This window comes from Amycolatopsis halotolerans, assembly GCF_042647905.1.
In the GTDB taxonomy this organism is placed as follows: Bacteria; Actinomycetota; Actinomycetes; order Mycobacteriales; family Pseudonocardiaceae; genus Amycolatopsis; species Amycolatopsis halotolerans.
Genome location: NZ_JBHRWI010000088.1, coordinates 1 through 768, shown reverse-complemented (window position 1 = coordinate 768; position 768 = coordinate 1). Strand labels below are relative to the sequence as shown.

Below are 768 nucleotides of genomic sequence, written 5' to 3'. Positions count from 1 at the left end.
TTGACGATCCAGCCGAATGTTCGCTCGACGACCCATCTGCGGGGCAGGAGGCCGAATCCGGCGGTCTTGTCGGTGCGTTTGACGATCTCGACGGTGAGGGCGAGGACCTGCCCGGCCCAGGCGACCAGGCGTCCGGTGTAGCCGCCGTCGGCCCAGACGCGGGCGACGGTGGAGAAGCGGGCGCGCAGCGCCGTCAGCAGGCGGTGGGCGCCGTCGCGGTCCTGGATGTCGGCGGCGGTGACCACGACGGCCAGCAGCAGGCCGAGGGTGTCCACCGCGATGTGGCGTTTGCGTCCCCTGGTTTTCTTCCCGGCGTCGTAGCCCGCGCTGGCAGCGGGCACGGTGTCGGCCCCGCGCACGGTCTGGGCGTCGATGACCGCGGCGGTGGGCAGCGGCCGGCGGCCGGCGCGCGCTCGGACCCGGTCGCGCAAAGCGTCGTGAACCCGTTGCCACGCGCCGGTTTTGACCCAGCGGCGGAAGATGTCGTAGACCGTCATCGCGGGCGGGAAATCGCTGGGCATCTGACGCCACGCGATCCCGCCCCGGGCCAGACAGAACATCGCGTCCAGCACGAGACGCCGCGGATGCTTCTCGGGCCGGCCGCCCTTGTCCGTGGCGTTGCCCGGCGGCGGCAGCAGCGGCCCGACGAGCGCCCACTGGGCGTCGGTCATCGACGAAGACGGGTAGAACGGGCACAACGAGGGCCCGGCGAGCAGCTCGCCGTGGGCCGGGCACGACAAACACTGGCACGTAGGCGACACTGACACA

Annotated in this window: 1 protein-coding gene; it reads right to left on the bottom strand. The window is 72.0% G+C overall.

Features of this window, described 5'->3' with window-relative positions; translation table 11 throughout:
- Window positions 1-671: IS5 family transposase (locus ACFORO_RS46640; RefSeq protein WP_377896790.1), on the bottom strand; the 671-nt coding region annotated here is incomplete at its 3' end.
- Window positions 672-768 lie beyond the last annotated feature (97 nt).